The organism is Streptomyces sp. DSM 41931, assembly GCF_050271085.1.
Classification (GTDB): Bacteria; Actinomycetota; Actinomycetes; order Streptomycetales; family Streptomycetaceae; genus Streptomyces; species Streptomyces albogriseolus.
The window spans coordinates 2,572,158-2,592,740 of the sequence record NZ_CP189902.1; the positions used below are offsets into that span (position 1 = coordinate 2,572,158).

General features: G+C 72.2%; 22 protein-coding genes, 1 tRNA gene and 1 riboswitch. Of the genes, 5 read left to right on the plus strand and 18 right to left on the minus strand.

Features of this window, described 5'->3' with window-relative positions:
- Window positions 1-33: 33 nt before the first annotated feature.
- The 6 genes from ACP7TJ_RS11900 to ACP7TJ_RS11925 form a co-directional block, all read right to left on the minus strand.
- Window positions 34-885 (minus strand): DUF1963 domain-containing protein, encoded by an 852-nt coding sequence (locus ACP7TJ_RS11900; RefSeq protein ID WP_367460701.1) that lies wholly within the window; start codon window positions 883-885, stop codon window positions 34-36.
- A 71-nt stretch (window positions 886-956) separates the two neighbouring features.
- Entirely contained in the window at window positions 957-2,579 is a 1,623-nt protein-coding gene (locus tag ACP7TJ_RS11905; RefSeq protein WP_427763083.1) for a leucine-rich repeat domain-containing protein, read from the minus strand.
- An 84-nt stretch (window positions 2,580-2,663) separates the two neighbouring features.
- Window positions 2,664-3,206, minus strand: coding sequence for a TetR/AcrR family transcriptional regulator (locus ACP7TJ_RS11910; RefSeq protein ID WP_367548703.1), 543 nt, complete (start codon window positions 3,204-3,206; stop codon window positions 2,664-2,666).
- 22 nt (window positions 3,207-3,228) lie between these two features.
- The gene (locus ACP7TJ_RS11915) at window positions 3,229-3,810 is read right to left on the minus strand and encodes a sugar O-acetyltransferase (protein WP_427763085.1); all 582 of its coding nucleotides are present in this window, start codon (window positions 3,808-3,810) and stop codon (window positions 3,229-3,231) included.
- Between the two features lie 129 nt (window positions 3,811-3,939).
- A complete protein-coding gene (locus ACP7TJ_RS11920) occupies window positions 3,940-4,425 on the minus strand; it encodes a DUF2267 domain-containing protein (RefSeq protein WP_427763087.1) in 486 nt (161 codons plus the stop codon).
- 153 nt (window positions 4,426-4,578) lie between these two features.
- Window positions 4,579-5,001 carry an Hsp20/alpha crystallin family protein gene (locus tag ACP7TJ_RS11925; RefSeq protein WP_427763089.1) on the minus strand — a complete coding sequence of 141 codons (423 nt, stop codon included), beginning with the start codon at window positions 4,999-5,001 and terminating at the stop codon, window positions 4,579-4,581.
- Between the two features lie 214 nt (window positions 5,002-5,215).
- Between ACP7TJ_RS11925 and ACP7TJ_RS11930 the strand changes: the two genes are divergently transcribed.
- The gene (locus ACP7TJ_RS11930; protein ID WP_167741897.1) at window positions 5,216-5,518 is read left to right on the plus strand and encodes a hypothetical protein; all 303 of its coding nucleotides are present in this window, start codon (window positions 5,216-5,218) and stop codon (window positions 5,516-5,518) included.
- A gap of 50 nt (window positions 5,519-5,568) precedes the next feature.
- Here ACP7TJ_RS11930 and ACP7TJ_RS11935 read toward each other — a convergent pair whose 3' ends face one another.
- Together ACP7TJ_RS11935 and ACP7TJ_RS11940 are read right to left on the minus strand one after the other, a co-directional pair.
- Window positions 5,569-7,047 (minus strand): MFS transporter, encoded by a 1,479-nt coding sequence (locus tag ACP7TJ_RS11935; RefSeq protein WP_266546427.1) that lies wholly within the window; start codon window positions 7,045-7,047, stop codon window positions 5,569-5,571.
- 103 nt (window positions 7,048-7,150) lie between these two features.
- Complete coding sequence (locus tag ACP7TJ_RS11940; RefSeq protein ID WP_427763092.1) at window positions 7,151-8,497, minus strand: DUF445 domain-containing protein; 1,347 nt, start codon at window positions 8,495-8,497, stop codon at window positions 7,151-7,153.
- Window positions 8,498-8,900: 403 nt separating this feature from the next.
- Here ACP7TJ_RS11940 and ACP7TJ_RS11945 point away from each other — a divergent pair, with 403 nt between their 5' ends.
- Window positions 8,901-10,199: a GDSL-type esterase/lipase family protein gene (locus ACP7TJ_RS11945; RefSeq protein ID WP_427767340.1), complete on the plus strand. Its 1,299-nt coding sequence runs from the start codon at window positions 8,901-8,903 to the stop codon at window positions 10,197-10,199.
- A 24-nt stretch (window positions 10,200-10,223) separates the two neighbouring features.
- Here ACP7TJ_RS11945 and ACP7TJ_RS11950 read toward each other — a convergent pair whose 3' ends face one another.
- From ACP7TJ_RS11950 to ACP7TJ_RS11965, 4 genes are read right to left on the minus strand one after another with little or no spacing between them, the layout of a single operon-like run.
- Window positions 10,224-11,072: a DUF1707 SHOCT-like domain-containing protein gene (locus ACP7TJ_RS11950; protein WP_427763094.1), complete on the minus strand. Its 849-nt coding sequence runs from the start codon at window positions 11,070-11,072 to the stop codon at window positions 10,224-10,226.
- A gap of 34 nt (window positions 11,073-11,106) precedes the next feature.
- On the minus strand, window positions 11,107-12,126 hold the full coding sequence (locus ACP7TJ_RS11955; protein WP_167741901.1) for an ABC transporter ATP-binding protein: 1,020 nt from the start codon (window positions 12,124-12,126) through the stop codon (window positions 11,107-11,109).
- Between the two features lie 8 nt (window positions 12,127-12,134).
- Complete coding sequence (locus ACP7TJ_RS11960) at window positions 12,135-12,956, minus strand: ABC transporter permease (protein WP_266397517.1); 822 nt, start codon at window positions 12,954-12,956, stop codon at window positions 12,135-12,137.
- Window positions 12,949-13,749 carry an ABC transporter permease gene (locus ACP7TJ_RS11965; RefSeq protein WP_246532013.1) on the minus strand — a complete coding sequence of 267 codons (801 nt, stop codon included), beginning with the start codon at window positions 13,747-13,749 and terminating at the stop codon, window positions 12,949-12,951. The genes ACP7TJ_RS11960 and ACP7TJ_RS11965 overlap by 8 nt, the downstream gene beginning before the upstream one ends.
- Before the next feature lie 289 nt (window positions 13,750-14,038).
- Here ACP7TJ_RS11965 and ACP7TJ_RS11970 point away from each other — a divergent pair, with 289 nt between their 5' ends.
- Window positions 14,039-16,582: a transglycosylase domain-containing protein gene (locus tag ACP7TJ_RS11970; protein ID WP_427763098.1), complete on the plus strand. Its 2,544-nt coding sequence runs from the start codon at window positions 14,039-14,041 to the stop codon at window positions 16,580-16,582.
- Between the two features lie 18 nt (window positions 16,583-16,600).
- Here ACP7TJ_RS11970 and ACP7TJ_RS11975 read toward each other — a convergent pair whose 3' ends face one another.
- From ACP7TJ_RS11975 to ACP7TJ_RS11985, 3 genes are all read right to left on the minus strand, one after another.
- Window positions 16,601-16,921: a DMT family transporter gene (locus ACP7TJ_RS11975; RefSeq protein WP_019525098.1), complete on the minus strand. Its 321-nt coding sequence runs from the start codon at window positions 16,919-16,921 to the stop codon at window positions 16,601-16,603.
- Between the two features lie 32 nt (window positions 16,922-16,953).
- Window positions 16,954-17,014: riboswitch (guanidine-III (ykkC-III) riboswitch) on the minus strand.
- A gap of 100 nt (window positions 17,015-17,114) precedes the next feature.
- A complete protein-coding gene (locus ACP7TJ_RS11980) occupies window positions 17,115-17,417 on the minus strand; it encodes a GroES family chaperonin (RefSeq protein WP_156698885.1) in 303 nt (100 codons plus the stop codon).
- A gap of 114 nt (window positions 17,418-17,531) precedes the next feature.
- A complete protein-coding gene (locus ACP7TJ_RS11985; RefSeq protein ID WP_093767137.1) occupies window positions 17,532-17,861 on the minus strand; it encodes a DUF3618 domain-containing protein in 330 nt (109 codons plus the stop codon).
- Window positions 17,862-18,000: 139 nt separating this feature from the next.
- Here ACP7TJ_RS11985 and bcp point away from each other — a divergent pair, with 139 nt between their 5' ends.
- The gene (gene bcp / locus ACP7TJ_RS11990; RefSeq protein ID WP_427763101.1) at window positions 18,001-18,468 is read left to right on the plus strand and encodes a thioredoxin-dependent thiol peroxidase; all 468 of its coding nucleotides are present in this window, start codon (window positions 18,001-18,003) and stop codon (window positions 18,466-18,468) included.
- Between the two features lie 39 nt (window positions 18,469-18,507).
- Window positions 18,508-18,592, plus strand: a tRNA-Leu gene (locus ACP7TJ_RS11995).
- Between the two features lie 41 nt (window positions 18,593-18,633).
- On the opposite strand, the gene rdgB is transcribed toward ACP7TJ_RS11995, so the two are convergent.
- From rdgB to rph, 3 genes are all read right to left on the minus strand, one after another.
- Window positions 18,634-19,236 carry an RdgB/HAM1 family non-canonical purine NTP pyrophosphatase gene (gene rdgB / locus ACP7TJ_RS12000; RefSeq protein ID WP_427763103.1) on the minus strand — a complete coding sequence of 201 codons (603 nt, stop codon included), beginning with the start codon at window positions 19,234-19,236 and terminating at the stop codon, window positions 18,634-18,636.
- Between the two features lie 37 nt (window positions 19,237-19,273).
- The gene (locus ACP7TJ_RS12005) at window positions 19,274-19,672 is read right to left on the minus strand and encodes a hypothetical protein (protein ID WP_093767132.1); all 399 of its coding nucleotides are present in this window, start codon (window positions 19,670-19,672) and stop codon (window positions 19,274-19,276) included.
- A 141-nt stretch (window positions 19,673-19,813) separates the two neighbouring features.
- Window positions 19,814-20,551 carry a ribonuclease PH gene (gene rph, locus ACP7TJ_RS12010; protein ID WP_167741908.1) on the minus strand — a complete coding sequence of 246 codons (738 nt, stop codon included), beginning with the start codon at window positions 20,549-20,551 and terminating at the stop codon, window positions 19,814-19,816.
- Window positions 20,552-20,583: the final 32 nt, after the last annotated feature.

The following is a 20,583-nucleotide window of genomic DNA, read 5'->3' on the forward strand; positions in this document are numbered from 1 at the left end:
GATTAAGGCGTGCCGTATGCGCCCCGCTGGGCGTCACGGATTCCAGGTCATGGTGGCGTAGACCCGGTCGAAGCGGCCCGCGGCCAGGTCCTGCCGGGAGATCGACCAGGAGTAGAGGGCCATCTCCAGACCGTCGAGCCCATGTATCCACTGGGCGAGGCACACCCAGTCCTCGGGACGTACGTCCGTGTCGGGCGGGGGCAGTTCGCCGCGGGCCACCGCGCGTGCCGCCTCCCGCCCGGCCGCCACGCTGGGATCCTCGTCCCCGTACTCGTCCTCGGCGTATCCACCCAGCTGAAGCCCGAGGCCGACGCCCTCGCCCGGCATCTCCGTCCACACGTCGATCAGTTCGCTCGCATACGGATGTTCCGGGTGAGGCTCGCAGCCCGAAGGGGCTCCGGACGCGTGGACCGAGGTGAAGTACGGGAGGGAGACGTCGGTACTCAGGCGGAGCAGCCCTTCCGGGAGATCCTTCTCGTACGGGTAGTTTCTCCATTCCGGGTCAAGGTCCGCAGGGCGTTCCTCGACGGGTGTGCCTGCGGGGATGTGGAGGGCGGTGCCCAGGTTTCCCTCCCCGATCCGGTCGGGGTCGGGGTCGGCGAACAGCAGGAGGTGGCCGTCGACGGGCAGGTCGAGGTCGGTCGCTCCGGCGGGCAGCGCGGCCAGATCGATGGTGGCGGCGAGCTTGCACCACGGGTCGGGGGCGTCCGCGGGAAGCATGAGGGGCCCGCCGAGCCGGCCCACCACCGGCCCGTCCCCCTTGGTGCCCAGGAAGGCGCAGGGTCGGGCGAGGTCCGTCCACCGGGCGATGTCGTCCGGGGGGATGCCCTCTGTCAGAGCTCTCTCACGGAACTCACGCAGTACGTCCGGCGTTTCGGGGGGCATGGGGAGTCTCCTCGCGGTCAGGTGGGTTCGACAAGGGGTAGCGCTCCGGGTGAGCGGCGGACCGTGGACGGTCAGGGGTGCAGCGTGACGGTCACGCCGCGTGCCCTGAGGTCGGTCACCACGGGATCGGGGACCCCCGAGGGCGAGATCGCGATCCGCTCGGCCAGGTGGACGTGTGACAGCGCCGGCATGTCGAGCAGGGGCCGGAGATCCGTCAGGGACCGGCAGTGGCGCAGGTCGAGTTCCGCGAGGCGGGGCGAACCGGTGAACAGGGTGATGTCCTTCCACGCGGCCCAGCTCGGGCCGGCCACGCTGAGGGAGCTGAGGCGTTCCACCGGTATGCCCTCGGCCGGGGGGCAGTTCTTCAGGGAGCGGAGGGTCAGTTCGCGCAGACCGGGGCAGTCCTGAAGGGCGCCGAGCGATTCCAGCTCCTCCATGTAGAGCAGGGTCAGCGTGGACAGCGGAGATCCGGACAGATCGCCGAGGCCGCGGACGGCGGACCCGTTGATCATCAGCGTGCGCAGTCCGGGCAGGCGGCCGAGTCCCCTGAGGTCGGCCAGCGTGGAGCAACCGGTCAGCGTCAGCTCCCGCAAGGCGGGCAGCTCGCCCAGACCCTCCGTGGTGCGCAGGAGCGGACTGCCGTGGATGCCGAGCTTCACCAGCCGTGGGTGGCCGCCCAGCCCTTCGAGCGTCGTCAGCTCATCGCAGTTGTCGAGTTCCAGGGACCGGAGTCCGGGAAGAGCCGCGAACGGCGAGAGGTCGACATGGTGGCCGCCGCTCAGCTGGAGGTGTGCGAGGCGTGGTAGTCCGGCGAGTCCGTCCAGGTCCGTGAGAGACCCGCAGTGCCGGAGATCCAGGGATTCCAGAGCGGCCAGTGCTTCGCCCCACATGCGGAGGGAACGCACCTTGGTCCGGATCAGCCTCAGCTGACGCAGGCCGCTGAGGTTCAGCAAGGGGTCGAAGTCCTCGACGGCGCCGCACCAACTCAGATCCAGGCGGGTGAGCCGGGTGAGCCGGCCGACCGGGGTGATGTCCTCCACGCTCGTGCAGCCACTCAGATCGAGGTCCGTGAGACGGGTGAGTTCACCGGCCTCGGTGAGGTCGGTGAGCCCGTCACACTGATGGAGGTCGAGCTTCTCGAGCATCGTGAGATGCCGCAGCCCCCGCAGGGAGGAGGCGTACGGCAGGCGCAGTTCCGTCCTGCCCTCCTGACGGAACGCGGGAGCGAGCAGGTGCTCGGCGAAGGGGTCCGGGTCAGGGTGCGTCCTCCACAGGCGAACGAGGAACTTGGACGCGTAGGGATCCAGGTGGGTGAACCGGGCGGCCAGTTTCAGGGCGTGGTGTCCGCCGTCACCCGCTGCGGACAGGGCGACAAGGGCCCTGACGGCCTTGCGCGCACGGTACGCCGAGGCCTCGAAGGTCTCGCAGAAACCGAACGGGTCTCCGTCGGCCCTCGCCCACAGGAGGAGCAGTTCCTCGGTGGAGCAGTCGGACGCTTCGCTGTACCGCACGGCCAGACGCAGCGCCGCGTCACCGCCGCCGGACGCCGCCAGCAGCATGAGTTCCCTGACCGCCTCACCCGCCTCGGCGGGACTCGCGGTCCCGAAGCCCTCCCTCAACTGCCGTATTCGTAAGGCCGTGTTGTCGTCCGGTGTGCTGTCGGCGGGCACACCGGAGGGGGTCGGTTGTGTCATGTGAGGACTGTAGGGGCCAGGGGTGACAGGCGGCTCTGTCGGGCCTTGGGTGCCGTGGCCGGTCGGTCACGGTACTCGTATGCCTCAGTCCGCCGTGATCCGCCGCACCGCCTCCCGCGTCACCGACCGGTCCGGCGGATCGTCGTCCAGGGCGCGGTGGAGGGTCAGGCCCTCGATCAGGGCGTCCAGGCGGCGGGCCGTGGCCGGGGGGAAGTGGGCTTCCAGCAGGGCGCGGCTGCGGCGCATCCACCGGGCGCACAGCGCGCGGTACGGCTCGCGGCGCGCCGCCAGGGTGTACAGCTCCTGGACAAGGATCAGGTCGCGGCGCGGGCCCTCCGAGAGGGTGTGGACGAGGTCGGTGACCGCCTCGCGGGCCTCCTCCTGGGTCGCGGCGCCCGCGAGGTGCCGTTCGAAGACGGCGACCACGTGGTCGGCGTACCCGGTGAACGCCTCAAGCAGCAGTTCGTCGATGCCGGTGAAGTGGTACGTCATCGAGCCGAGCGGCACCCCGGCGCGGGAGGCGATCTTGCGGTGGGAGACGCCGGCGACGCCCTCCTCGGCGATCAGGTCTAGCGCCGCCGCGAGGATCCGTTCGCGGCGGCGGGGGTCGGTGTGTCCGGTGGCCATGCGTGCGGTGCGCGGGCGGCCGTCAGAGGGTGCGGACCGGGCGGGCCGGGTTGCCGACCGCCACGACGTTCGCCGGGATGTCCTTGGTGACCACCGCGCCCGCGCCGATGACCGTGTTGTCGCCGATGGTCACGCCGGGGCAGACGATCGCGCCGCCGCCGATCCACACGTTGTCGCCGATGGTGATGGGCCGCGCCGCCTCCAGCTTGTCACGGCGGGGCCCCGGATCCACCGGGTGGGTGGGCGTGAGGAGTTGGACGTTCGGGCCGATCTGGCAGTCCTCGCCGATGGTGATGGCGGCGACGTCCAGCGCGGTGAGGTGGTAGTTGACGAAGGTGCGGGCGCCGACGGTGATGTTGCTGCCGTAGTCGACGTAGAGCGGCGGGCGGATCTCGACGTCCTCGCCGACCGAGCCGAGGAGTTCGGCCAGGACCGCCTTCGCCTGGTCCCGCTCCTCCAAGTAGGCGGCCTGGTAGCGGGCGGCGAGCCGCATGGCGCGCTCCAGCCGGCGGCCGATCTCCGGGTCGTCGGCGATGTACAGGTCGCCCGCGAGCATCCGCTCCAGGTTCGTGCGCGGATCGCCCGCGAAGTAGTCCGTCGTCATGCGTACGACCGTACGCTCACGGGTGCCCGGAGTGGACGGGGCGTGGACTCCCGTCGCGCGGCGAGCGCCCCCGCGCCTGAGGGGCACGAGGGCGCTCGCCGGTGAGGAAGGGGAGCTACGGCGTGGCCGTCACGCCGCCGGTGTCAGCTCCGCCCGGCCGAACAGGAGGGCGTAGCCGGGGGGAAGCTGGTTCAGGATGCGCGTCACCAGTTCGTCGCCGACCAGCGGCGGCAGGACGCTGAGGACGGAGCTGACGTCCCAGCGGGCCGTCGCCGGGGTCGCGCCCTCGATACGGGCCGCCACCGAGTCGACGAACTCGGCCGCCGTCAGCGGGCGGGTCGCCGGGACCTGCGAGGCGACCACCCGTGCCGCCTCCTCGGGCAGGGCGCGGGCCAGGTCGACGCGCTCGTCCCCGACGACGTGGCCGCCCAGGGCGGACAGGACGATGCGGGTGACGCTCTCCGCCTCCGGCCGCGTCGCGTACTGCCCGGAGTCCCGCACGGCGTCGACGAGTTCACGCCAGGCGGGGTCCTGCGCCGGGCGCGGCCCGGGCGCCGGGGCGACGTCGCCTCCCGGCTGCGGGATCGCGGGCTTCCGCGGCGTCAGCGTGGTCATCCGAAGCTCCTCTCCTGCTGCGGTATTCGGTTCTGAAGGGGGTGCGGTGTCTGAAGGGGTTCCGGGGTCGCGTCGCCCGCCGGGGGCGTACGGCGCGTGGACGCGTCCCGCGGGAGGGGGATCCGCGGGACGCGTGGAAGGGGCGGGCGGGTGTCAGCCGGCGATCTGCCTGCGGCTGTCGCCGCCCGTGATCTGGATGCGGCGCGGCTTCGCCGCCTCGGCCACCGGGATGCGCAGGGTCAGGACACCCGCGTCGTACGTGGCGTCGATGCGCTCGGTGTCCAGGGTGTCGCCGAGGAACAGCTGCCGGGTGAAGGTGCCGGTCGGCCGCTCGGCGACCACCGTCTCCGCGCCCTCAGGGGCCGGCGAACGGCGCTCGGCGCGCACGTTCAGGACGTTGCGCTCGACGTCGAGCTCGATGGACTCCGGGTCGATGCCGGGGAGGTCGAAGTGGACGATGAAATCGTCCCCCGCCCGATAGGCGTCCATCGGCATCACCGAGGTGCGGGCGGCCTGGCCGAAGGCCTGCCGCGTGAGGCGGTCGAACTCGGCGAACGGGTCGGTACGCATGAGCATCACAGTCCACTCCTCTCCGTGAAGCCGCTTGTGCGATGCCCTACGGCTCACTTCCTTATATAGCCCACCCGCTGGAAAGTTGACAACCCCCGACTCAGTTTTGCGGGGTCGGCTGCTGCGGGGCTGGTGGGAGGGGGCGCCGCCGGGCGCGTTAGCCTCGGAGGTCCGTGGTTCCCGCGCCCCGCGCGGGGCGCAGTGGCAGGAGGCAGCAGGCATGGCGAAGGTTCCCAGTTCGGTCGTGGCCGCGAGCGGGCTCGTCGGCGGGTACGGCGTGGCCCGCTGGACCCGTAAGCGGCAGCTCGGCGGGGTCGTGCTCGCCGCCGCCGGGGTCGCCGCCGCCCAGCAGTGGCGTGAGCGGGCCGGTGGCCCGGCGGCCGGTGTGCTGTCGGCGGCGTATGTGGCCGCGTTCGCCGGGTCGCACCCGCTGGCGAAGAAGGTCGGCGCCTGGCCGGCCGTGTTCGGGGTGGCCGGCGCGGTCGCCCTCGCGTCGTGGGCGGTGGCCGACCGGCGGGGCTGAGAACCCCCGCCGGCCGTACCCGGTCGAAGCGCCCCTCAGGAGCCCGTCCCTCAGGGGCGGGCCACCGCCTGCTGCGGTTCGGCCGCCGACAGCGGCGTGGCGATGTCCTCCAGGGACCGCCGCTCCGCGTTCACCGCGAGGACCGCCGCGACGATGCCCGCCGCGACCATCAGCCCCGCACCGATCTGGAACGCGAGCACCGTGTCGCCGACCTCGCCGGTGTTGGTCAGCTCGGCGAAGAGCAGCGGGCCGCTGATGCCGCCGGCGGCGGTGCCGAGGGCGTAGAAGAAGGCGATGGACATGGCCCTGGTCTCCATCGGGAAGATTTCGGAGACCGTGAGGTAGGCGCTGGAGGCGCCGGCCGAGGCGAAGAACAGCACCACGCACCAGCACGCCGTCATCGTCGCCGCGGTGAGCGCGCCGCGGTCGAACAGCCAGGCCGTGCCGAACAGCAGCGCGCCCGACAGCACATACGTGCCGGAGATCATGATCCGGCGGCCGACCGTGTCGAACAGCTTGCCCAGCAGCAGCGGGCCGAGGAAGTTGCCGGCCGCGATCACCGCGAAGTAGTAGCCGGTGCTCCCGGACGGCACGTCGAAGAACTGCGTGAGGATCGCGCCGAAGCCGAAGGTGATCGCGTTGTAGAGGAACGCCTGCCCGATGAACAGGGCGAAGCCGAGGGCGGAGCGCCTGCGGTAGCGGGCGAAGACGGTCCGGGCGATTTCGGTGAACGTGGTGCGGCTGCGCTGGTGGATCGTCATCTCGTCCGCGGCGGGCGGCAGTTCCTTGCCCTCCTCGGCCGTGACGCGTTCCTCGATGGAGCCGACGATGCGCTCGGCCTCGTCGTCCCGGCCGTGGATCAGCAGCCAGCGCGGGCTCTCCGGGACGTGCCGCCGTACGAGCAGGATCACCAGGGCGAGGACCGCGCCCAGCGCGAAGGTGAGGCGCCAGCCGACGTCCGCCGGGAAGATCGAGGTGTCCAGGGCGACGATGGACAGCAGGGCGCCGCCGACCGCGCCCAGCCAGTAGCTTCCGTTGATCAGCAGGTCGACGCGGCCCCGGTACTTCGCCGGGATCAGCTCGTCGATCGCGGAGTTGATGGCCGCGTACTCGCCGCCGATGCCGAAGCCGGTGAGGAAGCGGAAGAGGAAGAACCACCAGGTGTCGAAGGACAGCGCGGTCATCGCCGTCGCGCCCAGGTACACGGCCAGGGTGATCAGGAACAGCTTCTTGCGGCCGTAGATGTCGGTGAGCCGCCCCCAGAACAGGGCGCCCAGGCAGGCGCCCGTGACATAGAGGGCGGCGGAGATGCCGGTGACCTCGCCGGAGGTGATGGGCAGTCCGCTGCCGGGCTCGGACAGGCGGGCCGCGATGTTCCCGACGATGGTGACTTCCATCCCGTCGAGGATCCATACGGTGCCGAGACCGATCACGATGGACCAGTGCCAGCGGGACCACGGCAGGCGGTCCAGGCGGGCGGGGATTCTGGTGGTGATGGTGCGTCCGGTCCCGGACTGCGCGGTGGCCATGGGCTCCCTCCTCGACGAAGTGAACCTCGTGTGCCCCGCGCCCGCCGGTTTCACGCCCGGGCGGTCCGCGGCCGGGGCCGCCCGCACGGCCCCGGCCGCGTCGCTACGCGCCCAGCGCCCGCGACACCGTGTAGATCAGCAGGCCCGCCAGGGAGCCGACCACCGTGCCGTTGATGCGGATGAACTGCAGGTCGCGGCCGATGTTGGCCTCGATCTTCCGCGTCGTGTGCTCCGCGTCCCAGCTCGCCACCGTGTCCGTGATCAGGGCGGTGATCTCCTTGCGGTAGGTGGTCACCACGTACACCGCGGCGCCCTCCAGCCAGCCGTCGACCTTGCCCTGGAGCTTCGGGTCGAGCGACATCCGGGCGCCCAGCGACAGCAGCGACGCCCGCAGGCGCAGCCGCAGCTCGCTGCGCTCGTCCTCCGCCGCCGAGACGATCATGCCCCGTACGGCCGTCCAGGCGGACGCGATGAGGTCCTGCACCTCGCTGCGGCCCAGGATGTCGCCCTTGAGGCGCTCCACGCGGGCGCGGGTGTCGCTGTCGGACTGGAGGTCGGTCGCGAAGTCGGTGAGGAAGCGGTCCAGGGCGCCGCGCGCCGGGTGGCTCGGCATGTCCCGCATCTCGGTGACGAAGCGCAGCAGCTCCTTGTAGACGCGCTCGCCGACCTTGCGGTCCACGAACTTCGGGGTCCAGCCGGGGGCGCCGCCGTGCACGGCGTCCATCACGGTGTCGCTGTGCAGGACCAGCCAGTCGTGGGCGCGGGAGACGACGACGTCCACCGCGCGTTTGTGGGCGCCGTCGGTGACGATCCGTTCCAGCATCTTGCCCATGCCGGGCGCGATCTCCTGCGCGCTCGCCCGGCGCGTGACGGCCTCCCCGACGACCGCCTGCACGTCGGAGTCGCGGAGCACGGTCAGCGCGCCGCGCAGGGCCGCCGACGCCTCGGCGGTGACGCGGTCGGCGTGCTCGGGGACGGCGAGCCAGGCGCCGAGCCGGCGGCCGATGCCGACGGCGCGGAGCCGTCCGCGGACGACGTCCTCGGAGAGGAAGTTCTCCCCGACGAAGTCGCCGAGGGCGGTGCCGAGCTGGTCCTTCTTGGTGGGGATGATCGCGGTGTGCGGGATGGGCAGGCCCAGGGGGTGCCGGAAGAGCGCCGTGACGGCGAACCAGTCGGCCAGCGCGCCCACCATGCCCGCCTCCGCCGCCGCGGCGACGTACCCCGCCCAGGCGCCGGCGCCCTGGTGGGAGGCCCACTTGGCGAGGACGTAGACGACGGCGACGAACAGCAGCAGGCCGACGGCGGTGAGCTTCATACGGCGCACGCCGCGCTGCTTCTCCTCGTCCGCGGCGCTGAACGTCGTCATCGCGCGGTTCGTGGCGGCGCCCGCGCCGGGCCGCTGCCCGGCGGCGTCCCGGTCCTCGGTGTCCGCCGTCTCAGTCCGTTCCATCCGCTCCACCCGTTCGGTGATCCCTCACGCATTGTCCCTTCCTGACCGACTCCTGGAACGGAACAGGAGTTCCCGGCGTCTGTCCGTGGGGGGATTGTCCAGGGACGTCACCTAGGGGTACCCCGGGCCGGCCCCGACACCCCGGGCCGCCCGGATCGACCACCCGAAGGCCCGCCCGGGGCCGGTCCCGGGTCCGCCCGGATGATCTTCGGCCGCGTCCCGCACCCGGCCTCCCCCGCCCTGACCCACCATGGTGCGACGGACGGAGCCGCCCGCGGCTCCCGCTTCCCGAGGAGAACAGAACAGCATGACCCGTGACGGGGACACGGCGGTGCCGCCCCGCGCACCCCAGCCCTCCGCCCCGCGAGGGCGGCCCGGACGGCACGCGGCCCTGCTGGCCGCGATGGCCGCGGCCGTCCTCGCCGTCTCCGCCGTGATCTTCGTCGGGGTGTCCGCCGACGGCCTGCGCGGACGGGACACCCCGGCCCGGGAGGGCGGCGGGGCCGGCAATCCCGTCGCGCCCGCCTCCGCCGGGACCTGGGTCACCGCCTGGGCCACCGCGCCGGGCGGCGGCGAGCCCGGCACGGAGACCGCCGGGCTCGCGGGCCGCTCCGTGCGGAACGTCGTGCACACCACCGCGGGCGGCACCCGCGCCCGCGTCACCCTGTCCAACCTTTTCGGCCGCGCCCCGCTCACCCTCACGCACGCGTCGATCGCCGTCTCCGCCGGCCCGGACACCGCCGCCGCGCTCGCCGGCACCCTGCGTCCCCTCACCTTCGCCGGGAACCCCTCGGTCGTCGTCCCGGCGGGCGGGCAGGTGGTCAGCGACGCCGTGCGCGTCCTGATCCCCCGCGACGCGCACGTGCTGATCAGCACGTACTCCCCCGTCCCTTCCGGTCCGGTGACGTACCACAAGCACGCCCGGCAGATCTCCTGGGTCGCCGAGGGCGAGCACACCCGCGACACCTCCGGGGCCGCCTACGACGGGCAGAGCACCGTCTGGCGGTACGTCACCGCGCTGGACGTGCTCAGCAACGACTCCGAGGGCACGGTCGTCGTCCTCGGCGACTCCCTCACCGACGGCATCTCCGCCACCGTCGGCGCCGACGCCCGCTGGCCCGACGTGCTGTCGGACCGGCTGCGCACGGCCCTCGCGTCCGGCCGGGACCTCCCCCGCTACAGCGTCGTCAACGCGGGGCTCAGCGGGAACCGGGTGCTGGCCGACGGGCCCGGCCGGCCGCCGCGCAACCCCAGCGCGCCGCGCCGCTTCGACCGGGACGTGCTGGGCCGGGCGAACGTCCGGGTGGTGGTCGTCGTCCTGGGCGTCAACGACATCCTGCGCGCGCCGGGCACCGCCGACCCGGAGCGGATCGTGGGCGGGCTGACGGCCCTGACGGAGCGGGCGCACGCGCGGGGGCTCAAGGTCGTCGGGGCGACGCTGATGCCGTACCGCGGGCACCACGGGTACACCCCGTCCGGCGAGGACGTGCGGCAGCGGGTCAACGCGGAGATCCGCGACGGCGGGGTGTTCGACGAGGTCGTGGACTTCGACGAGGCGGTGCGGGACCCGTACGACCCCCGCCGCTTCCGCGCCGGGTACGACTCCGGCGACGGGCTGCACCCCAGCGACGCGGGCTATGCGCGCATGGCGGAGACGTTCGAGCTGACGGCGCTGAAGGGCGGGGCGCCGGCCCGGCTGTGACCGACGCCGGGCCGGTGAGGAGGCTCAGCCGTCCTCGGGCCGCCGCTCGTGCTGCCGGTGCGGGCCGTGCAGGTTCAGCGGGTCGTGCAGGCGGCGGGACTCCTCCAGCTCCCGGCGGTGCCGCTCGGCGCTGTCCAGATGCTCCCGCCGCTGCTCCTCCTTGAGCTCCAGGTGCTCCCGCCGCCGCTCCTCCTTGAGCGCCTGCTTCTCCCGGCGCCGCTCCTCCCGCAGCCGCTCGCGCTCCGCGCGGGGCAGCTTGCGCTGCACGCCGACGCCGCCCCAGAAGGCGAGCCCGGTGACGATCACGCGCGGGGCGCCCGGCTCGGCCGGCACGCCCTCCTCCCGGTGGTCGAAGCCGCCCATGATGCCGACGCCGCGCACCACGACCTCGACGCCCGGCGGCACGATCACATCGATGCCGCCCATGATCGCGACGGCGTTGACGACGATCTCCCGGTCCGCGAAGTTCGCCTCGCGCAGGTCGATCTCGCCGCCGCCCCAGAAGGCGAGGCAGTTGAAGCGCCGGGGCGCCGTCCACCGGCCCTTGCGCTGGAAGCCGCTCATCACGGCGACCGCCCAGGTCGACGTCCCCGAGTCGTCCCCGCCGACGATGCGGTCCGCCCAGCCGCCGCCCGCCGCCGGGTCCTTCGTCATCGACACGGCGGGCGCGACCGTCGCTCCCGGCGCGGGCAGGTCGCGGGTGATGGGCGCCAGTTCCCCGTAGGTGCGCGCCTGGTAGGTGGCGTCCAGCCGCTCCTGGAACTCCTCCATGTCCAGGCGGCCCTCGGCGAGGGCGTCCCGGAGGACTTCGGCGACCCGTTCACGGTCGGCGTCGGAGGCGCGGAGGTCCGGTGCGGGTGCGTCGTCGGTCATACCCAGCAGCCTACGAGTTGTCCCCGTCACACGGCTACGAGGACTGCGTGGACGCCCGCCCGGCCCGCTCCGCGTACATCTTCGCGATGACCGCCTCGATGTCGGGCTCCCGCACCGACAGGTCGACCAGCGGGTAGCGCTCCGCGATCCGCGCCACCAGCCCGGCCGCCGACTCCGACGCGGGGAACGCCACCCACTGCCGGGCCCCCTCCACCCGTACCACCCGGGCGGGCGCCGGCACCTCCACCGGGGGGCGCTCCCGCTCCAGGTCCACCACCAGCGTCCGCTCGCTCTCCCCCACCTCGTGCAGCCCGGCGAGCGCCCCGTCGTACACCAGCCGGCCGTGGTCGATGACCATCACACGGGAGCACACCTGCTCGATGTCCTGGAGGTCGTGCGTGGTCAGCAGCACCGTCGTGGAGCGCTCGGCGTTCACCTGCCGCAGGAACTCCCGCACCCGGGTCTTGGAGACGACGTCCAGGCCGATCGTCGGCTCGTCCAGGTACAGCACCTCCGGGTCGTGCAGCAGCGCCGCCGCGATGTCCCCGCGCATCCGCTGGCCCAGCGACAGCTGCCGCACCGGCACCTCCAACAGGTCGCCCAGGTCGAGCAGTTCGACCATCCGCGCGAGGTTCTCCCGGTAGCGGGCGCCGGGGATGCGGTACATGCGGCGCATCAGCTTGTACGAGTCGATCAGCGGGAGGTCCCACCACAGGGTGGTGCGCTGCCCGAACACCACCCCGATGCGGTGCGCCAGCCGGGTCCGCTCCCGCGACGGGTCGATCCCGGCGACCCGCAGCCGGCCGCCGCTCGGGGTGAGGATGCCCGTCAGCATCTTGATCGTCGTCGACTTCCCCGCGCCGTTCGGCCCGATGTAGCCGACCATCTCGCCACGCGCCACCGTGAAGGAGATCGAGTCCACCGCCCGCACCTGGTGCCGCTCCCGCCGCAGCAGCCCCTTGCGCCTGCGCACGTCGAAGACCTTCTCGACCCGGTCCAGCGCGATGAACGCCTCAGGTCCGGCACCGGGCCCCGGTCCGGCTGTCGTGTGCATCCGCCCTCTCAACTCCCCACACTCCTGTACGACCTCAGACCCGTCCGCCACGCCAGCCCCGCCAGCGCGCAGCACCCCGCCGCCACCAGCGGCGACGCGAACGCCGCCCACCCCGGCAGCGCCAGCGGGTACGGGCGTCCCAGGACGTGCGCGGCGGGCACCCAGTTGACGAAGGCCAGCGGCAGCACGAACGTCACCCCGCGCACCAGGTCCTTCCCGAACACCGCCGGCGGGTACTGCAGCATCGTCGTCCCGCCGTACGTGAAGGCGTTCTGCACCTCCGCCGCGTCCTGCGCGTAGATCTGGAACGCCGCGCCCGCCACGAACACCGCGACGAAGATCACCGCGCCGGACACCAGCATCAGCGGCAACAGCAGGACCTTCGACACCGTCCAGTCGATGTCCGCCGCCACCAGCGCCCAGCCCAGCACCGCCCCGCCCTGCGCGATCCGCCCCAGGCGGCGCAGCGAGAAACGGTCCCCGCCGACCTGCGCGAGCACCGGCACGGGACGCACCAGCAGCACGTCGAAGGAGCCGTCCCGGATCCGCGAACCGAGCTGCGGCATCGACCCGGCCGCGAGATGCGCGAGCCCGAACGACGTCACCGACGCCCCGTACAGGAACGCCACCTCGGGCAGCGACCAACCGGCCAGCGAGTCGACCTGCGAGAACATCAGCAGGATCCCGACGAAATCCATCCCGGTCATCACCAGGTTGCCGAACAGCGTGAAGACGAACGACGCCCGGTAGGTCATCCCGGACCGCACCCACATCCCGGCGATCAACCGGTACGCCCGCAGCCCCTCCAGCACCGCGCCGCGCTCAGCCACCCTGCACCACCACCCGGCGCGTGGCCGCCGACTGCAGCAGCCGGCCCGCCGCGAGCAGCAGCACCGCCCACATCGCCTGGAAGGCGAACGCCCCCGCCACGGCCGTCTCCCCCATCAGCACGTCCGCCGGGACCTGGAGCTGCGCCGCCCACGGCAACGCCCGCGCCACCTCGCCGAACACACCCGGGAAGACGTTCAGCGGCAGCACCATCCCCGAGAAGAACACCCCGAGGATCATCAGCACCTGGTTGACGCCCGTGCCGTCCAGCAGCCAGAACACGCTCAGCGCCACCAGATAGCGGATCCCGAAGCTCACCAGGGCCGCCAGCGCCAGCGCCACCGCGAACCACACCCAGGTGTCGAAGCGCGTGGGCAGCGCCGTCGGGAAGAACAGCCCGCCCACCAGGAACGGCACCACCCCGCGCCCCAGCAGCTGGAACGCCGCCCGGCCCAGGTCGCCCGCCAGCCACCACAGCTGAAGATCCGCCGGCCGGTACAGGTCCACCGCGATCTCACCGGTGCGGATGCGCTCCATCAGCTCCGTCTCGACGCCGCCCCCCTGCAGCGCCAGCGCCGCGAACAGGCACTGCCCCAGCCACACGTACGTCACCGCCTGCGCCTGGTCGTAGCCGCCGAGGTCCGGACGCTCGTCCCACAGCGCCAGATACGTGTACACGAGGATCAGCCCGAAGACCGTGTTGGTGAACACCCCGGCCGCGGTCGCCGCCCGGTACGACGCGTACCGCCGGAACCCCCGGGCCGCCACGGCCAGGTACAACCGTGCCGAACCCACCCCTTTCCTCCCCTTCCGCCGCGGACACCGAAGCGCAGGAGCCTAATGCGCGCGCCGATTGCGCCGCCACGGGTTTTCCGGCCCGTACTCCGGTCAGGTGAACACCCGGCGCGGCCGTACGGCGGGAGCCGCAGGGTGCACGACGCGCGTCGCCGCCCGGCGAACGCGGCGACGGATGCGACAGTCTTCAATAAGAGGCACGCACCAGGCGTACGCGCACACATGACGCGTACGCCTACGCATGAGGCGTACGGGAACGAACGAGGCGAATCAGGAGTCCGTGCACGACATGAGCGACGAGCCGCAGCCGAAGAAGCCCCGCCCGGGCTGGGCATCGCACGAGCCTCAGGCGGCCGACACGCCCGACGACGCCCGGGACGACACCCGGGCGGACGCAGCCGGCCTCCCACGATCGAATGAATCCGACGGGGAAGCCGACGGGCACGGTGAGCCCGGCCCCGCCTCCGCGAAAACCGGCGCCTCCGCGACGGCCGGCGCCTCCGCGAAGAAGGCCGCCCGCGAGGAGCGCCGCGCCGCCCTCAAGGCCCGCCGCACCGGCTGGCGCCGCCTCGTCCCCACCTGGCGCATGGTCCTCGGCGCGTTCCTCGTCACCGCGCTGCTCGTCGTCGGCAGCTTCCTCCTCGGCTACACCCTCGTCCAGATCCCCGCCGCCAACGCCGCCGCCACCCAGCAGGCCAACGTCTACCTCTACGCCGACGGCACCGTCATCGCCCGCGACGGCGAGGTCAACCGCGAGAACGTCACGCTCTCCCAGATCTCCGAGGACGCCCAGCACGCCGTCCTCGCCGCCGAGGACCGCGACTTCTACACCGAGTCCGCCGTCGACCCCCTGGCCATGGTGCGCGGCGCCTGGAACACCCTCACCGGCAAGGGCAAGCAGTCCGGCTCCACCATCACCCAGCAGTACGTGAAGAACTACTACCTGCGCCAGGAACAGACCGTCACCCGCAAGGTGAAGGAGTTCTTCATCGCCATCAAGCTGGACCGCAACCAGTCCAAGGACGAGATCCTCGAGGGCTACCTCAACACCAGCTTCTTCGGCCGCGGCGCCTACGGCATCCAGGCCGCCGCCCACGCCTACTACGACATGGACGCCTCCGAACTCGACGCCGGCCGCGCCGCCTACCTCGCCGCCCTCGTCAACGCCCCCAGCCAGTACGACGTCGTGGCCCACCCCGGGAACCGCGCCTTCGTCGAGAAGCGCTGGAACTACGTCCTCGACGGCATGGTCGACGAGGGCTGGCTCGACCCCGCCGAACGCGCCCGCCTCACCTTCCCCGTGCCCAAGCGGACCACCCTCTCCACCACCATGTCCGGGCAGCGCGGCTACATCGTCAACATCGTCAAGCAGCACCTCGTCGACAACAAGATCGTCGACGAGGCCTCCCTCGACGCCGGCGGCTACCGCATCACCACCACCCTGCAGAAGAGCAAGCAGGACGCCTTCGTCGAATCCGTCGACGACAACCTCATGGACCGCCTCGACAAGAAGAACCGCAAGGTCGACACCTACGTCCGCGCCGGCGGCGCCTCCATCGAGCCCAAGACCGGCAAGGTCGTGGCGATGTACAACGGCATCGACTACGTCAAGCAGTACACCCCCAACGCCACCCGCCGGGACTTCCAGGTCGGCTCCTCCTTCAAGCCGTTCGTCTTCACCGCCGCCGTCGAGAACGGCTCCCGCACCCAGGACGGCCGCCGCATCACCCCGGGCACCCACTACGACGGCACCAGCGAACGCCCCGTCCAGGGCTGGCCCGGCCCCCGCTACGCACCCGAGAACGAGGACCACGAGGACTACGGCGACATCACCGTCAGCGAGGCCACCGACAAGTCCGTCAACGCCGTCTACGCCCAGATGGCCGTCGACGTCGGCCCCGACAAGGTCCGTAAGACCGCCGTCGACCTCGGCCTCTCCCCCGACACCCCCGACCTCGACGGCGCCGGACCCTCCATCGCCCTCGGCGTCGCCAACGCCAGCGTCCTCGACATGACCCAGGCGTACGCGACCCTCGCCAACCACGGCAAGCACACCCCGTACACCCTCGTCGAGAAGGTCACCCAGAACGGCCGCGACATCGCCCTCCCCGAGCGGCACACCCGGCGGGCCGTCAGCCGCGAGGCCGCCGACACCACCACCTCCGTCCTCAAGGGCGTCGTCGAGAAGGGCACCGCCACCGCCGCCCAGACCTCCGGACGCCCCGCCGCGGGCAAGACCGGCACCGCCGAGGAGGACACCGCCGCCTGGTTCGCCGGCTACACCCCCGACCTCGCCACCGTCGTCGCCGTCATGGGCCAGGACCCCGTCACCGCCGGCCACAAGTCCCTCTACGGCGCCATGGGCCTGCCCCGCGTCAACGGCGGCGGCGCCCCCGCCGAGATCTGGGGCCAGTACACCCGCGACGCCCTCGAGGGCGAGCCCGTCAGCTCCTTCAGCCTGCGGCTCCAGCCCGGCGCCGACGAGAGCCAGCCCCCCGCCCCCGACTCCAGCGGCGGACCGTCCTCCTCCGGCGACGTCTCCGCCCCCGCCACCGACGCCCCCGACGACGAGGACACCGACAGCGGCACCCCCGACGACGACGGCGGCAGCACCGGCGACGACGGCTCGGAGAGCGAGGGCGAGAACAGCACCGGCGGCACCACCACCGGCTCCCCCACCGGCGACACCGGCGACAGCGGCGGCACGGGCACAGGCACGGGCGGAGGGGACACCACCGGCGGCGGCACCACCGACGACGGCGGCTCCAACCGCGACGAACTCCCCGGCCCCGGCGGACTCAGCGGCGCCCTCGACGGACGCCGCTGGGACTAGCGCCGAAGCCCTCGGGGCTCAGTGACCCGAGGTCGCCTTCAGACCCACCACGGCCACCAGCAGCAGACAGATGAAGAAGATCCGCGCGGCGGTCACCGGCTCCCCCAGCACCACCATCCCCAGCACCGCCGCCCCGGCCGCACCGATCCCCACCCACACGCCGTACGCCGTACCGATCGGCAGCGTCCGCGCCGCGTACGACAGCAGCAGCATGCTCGTGACGATGCCGGCGCCCGTCAGCACACTCGGCCACAGACGGGTGAAACCGTCCGTGTACTTCATACCGACCGACCAGCCGACCTCCAGCAGACCGGCGACCACCAGCAGAACCCAGGCCATGACGGCACCTCCGGGACACGAAGCGAAACGGGGGTGCGTCGTCTTTGCCTCCACCCCGGTACGGCGCGTCTCGTCGGGGCCCGCACGGTCACGCCACACAGGACGCCGTACAGGACCTCCCACGGTAGCCGACCACGCGCAAAGGGCCGGTGACGGATGTCACCGGCCCTTCCGAACAGCTGGAACTACGGAACTACAGATACAGCCCGGTCGAGTCCTCCGACCCCTCGAAACGGTCCGCGGCCACCGCGTGCAGATCGCGCTCCCGCATCAGCACGTACGCCGTACCGCGCACCTCGACCTCCGCCCGGTCCTCCGGGTCGAACAGCACCCGGTCACCGGGCTCCACGGTCCGCACGTTCTGCCCCACCGCGACCACCTCGGCCCAGGCCAGCCGACGGCCCACCGCCGCCGTCGCGGGAATCAGAATGCCGCCCCCCGAACGCCGCTCACCCTCACCGGTCTCCTGCCGCACGAGCACACGGTCGTGCAGCATCCGGATCGGCAGCTTGTCGTGCGGGGAACTGTCGTTTCTGTTGGCGCTCACGACCTGAAACCTACCTGCCTCGACGACGGACGCACACGGGAGGGGGGACCGTCGGACGGCACCTCAGCGCCGCCGCTTACGGGACCCCAGGGCCAGCAGCCCCACGACCCCCACCACCAGCAGCCCCACCGGGACCACCCGCTCCAGCCGCGGCGCGCCCGTCTCGTCCACGAACTGCGCCTTCACATCGCTCACCACACGGTTGACGCCCACATAGGCGCGCCCCAGCGTGTGGTCCACGTTCGACACGACCCTGGCCTTCGCGTCCCCCACGATCGTCTTCGGGTGCACCCGCACCCCGATCTCGTCCAGGGTCTCGGCCAGCACCGCGCGGCGACGCGCAATGTCCGCCTCGATCTGCGCCGGGGTCCTGGTGTCCGCCGTGTCCGCCACCGTGTCGCCTCCACGATCCGCTGTGTTGCCTGTGCCGGACAGTCTGTCAGCTTCAGGCCGCGCCGCACTGTCAGGACCCCCGGTTACCCTCGATCCCGGCACCCGATCCACGCAGTGCACGTACGAGGAGACGAGACCGATGAGCGCACGCCTCACGCCCGGGGACGAGGCCCCCGCCTTCACCCTGCCCGACGCCGACGGCAACGAGGTGTCGCTGGCCGACCACAAGGGCCGCAAGGTCATCGTCTACTTCTACCCGGCGGCGCTGACGCCCGGCTGCACCAAGCAGGCGTGCGACTTCACCGACAACCTCGACCTGCTGGCCGGCGCCGGGTACGACGTGATCGGCATCTCCCCGGACGCCCCGGAGAAGCTCGCGAGGTTCCGCGAGAAGGAGAACCTCAAGGTCACCCTGCTCGCCGACCCGGACAAGAAGGTCCTGGACGCCTACGGCGCGTTCGGCGAGAAGAAGAACTACGGCAAGACCTACCTGGGCGTCATCCGCTCCACGATCGTCGTCGACGAGGAGGGCAAGGTCGAACACGCCCTCTACAACGTCCGCGCGACGGGCCACGTCGCCAAGATCATCAAGGACCTGGGCATCTGACCCGGCTGCCCGGTCGCTAGCATGGCCGGGCAGCAGCACGCGGTCGTGGCGAAATAGGCGATACGCGCGGGTTTTAGGTGCCCGTGGGAGAAATCCCGTGTGGGTTCGAGTCCCACCGACCGCACAGGAAGAGGCTGTCCGGGACGGACAGCCTCTCTTCGTGTCTCAGCCCAGCAGTTCCTTGACCACCGGCACCAGCGCCCGGAACGCCTTCCCCCGGTGGCTGATCGCGTTCTTCTCCTGCTGGGTCAGCTCCGCGCACGTGCGTGTCTCGCCCTCCGGCTGGAGGATCGGGTCGTAGCCGAAGCCGTTGGCGCCGGCGGGGGCGTGGCGGAGGGTGCCGGTGAGGCGGCCTTCGACGACGCGTTCGGTGCCGTCGGGCAGGGCGAGGGCCGCGGCGCAGGCGAAGTGGGCGCCGCGGTGTTCCTCGGCGATGTCGGAGAGCTGGGCGAGGAGCAGGTCCAGGTTGGCCTGGTCGTCGCCGTGGCTGCCCGCCCAGCGGGCGGAGAAGATGCCGGGGGCGCCGCCGAGGACGTCGACGCAGAGGCCGGAGTCGTCGGCTACGGCGGGCAGGCCGGTGGCCTGGGCGAGGGCGTGGGCCTTGAGGAGGGCGTTCTCGGCGAAGGTGACGCCGGTTTCCTTGACGTCGGGGATGTCGGGGTAGGCCTCGGCGCCGACGAGTTCGTGGGGCAGGCCCGCGTCGGCGAGGATCGAGCGGAGCTCGGTGATCTTTCCGGCGTTGCGGGTGGCGAGGATCAGGCGGGTCATGGGCCCAGTATCCCTGGGCCCATGACGGGGGCCGTCGCTACGGGGTGCAGACCTTGGTGAGTTCGCCCGCGGCGTCGGTGACGGGGCTGAGGTCGGGGGTGGTGTCGCCGTTGTCGATGGAGGTGCGGACGTTGGCGACGGCCTTCTCGAGGTCGTCGACGGCCTTGCTGACGTCGGCGTTGTCGGTCTCGTCCTGGAGTTTGCCGAGGTTCTGGTCGACGGAGTCGAGGGCTTCCTCGAGCTGGGTGACGTCGTTGGAGGCGTTCTCGACGGCCTGCTGCATGTCCGTGACGCTTTCGGCGACGGCGTCGGCGGTGCGGACGCAGTCGAGTGCCTTGTCGACGGCGGAGCAGCCGGTGGTGAGTCCGGCGGTCAGCGCCACGGCCGCCAGGGTGGCGGCGACGGCTGCGGTGCGGCGTCGACGGCTCGCTGCCATGGAACGTTCCCTCCCTCGTCGGGCCGGTGCGGCCCGGTGTGTCGGCGGGGCGCGCGGGGGGTGCCCGTGCGCCCGTATCCCTTCAGACGCGGCGGCGGTCGGCGCGGTTGCTCGCGCCGACCACGGTTCTTGGGGTGCCTTTTACTTTTCGAGGAGGGTATCGAGTGCGGTGCGCTGGGCGGCGGCGAGGTCGGTGCATCCGGCGACGGCGAGGTCGAGGAGGGCGTTGAGCTCGTCGCGGGCGAAGGGTTCGGCCTCGGCGGTGCCCTGGACCTCGACGAAGCGGCCGTCGCCGGTGCAGACGACGTTCATGTCGGTGTCGGCGCGGACGTCCTCCTCGTAGCAGAGGTCGAGGAGGGGGACGCCGGCGACGATGCCGACGGAGACGGCGGCGACGGTGCCGGTGAGGGGTTTGCGGCCGGGCTTGACGAGCTTCTTGCCCTGGGCCCAGCCGATGGCGTCGGCGAGGGCGACGTAGGCGCCGGTGATGGCGGCGGTGCGGGTGCCGCCGTCGGCCTGGAGGACGTCGCAGTCGAGGACGACGGTGTTCTCGCCGAGGGCTTTGTAGTCGATGACGGCGCGCAGGGAGCGGCCGATGAGGCGGCTGATCTCGTGGGTGCGGCCGCCGATGCGGCCGCGGACGGACTCGCGGTCGCCGCGGGTGTTGGTGGCGCGGGGGAGCATGGCGTATTCGGCGGTGACCCAGCCCTCGCCGCTGCCCTTGCGCCAGCGGGGGACGCCTTCGGTGACGGAGGCGGTGCAGAGGACTTTGGTGTCGCCGAAGGAGACGAGGACGGAGCCTTCGGCGTGTTTGCTCCAGCCGCGTTCGATGGTGACGGGGCGGAGCTGTTCGGGGGTGCGGCCGTCGATGCGAGACATGGCGTCGAGCCTAGCCGTAGACGCGGCGGGCC